The following is a 255-nucleotide window of genomic DNA, read 5'->3' on the forward strand; positions in this document are numbered from 1 at the left end:
CGGGAGGCAGCAGTGGGGAATATTGCACAATGGGCGCAAGCCTGATGCAGCCATGCCGCGTGTATGAAGAAGGCCTTCGGGTTGTAAAGTACTTTCAGCGAGGAGGAAGGCATTGTGGTTAATAACCGCAGTGATTGACGTTACTCGCAGAAGAAGCACCGGCTAACTCCGTGCCAGCAGCCGCGGTAATACGGAGGGTGCAAGCGTTAATCGGAATTACTGGGCGTAAAGCGCACGCAGGCGGTCTGTCAAGTC

Annotated in this window: 1 rRNA gene; it reads left to right on the plus strand. The window is 55.3% G+C overall.

The window, feature by feature from the left end:
* Nucleotides 1-255 (plus strand): 16S ribosomal RNA (locus AC07RN_RS21550); the annotation flags it as partial.

Source organism: Lelliottia sp. GFLA7 (genome assembly GCF_056490165.1).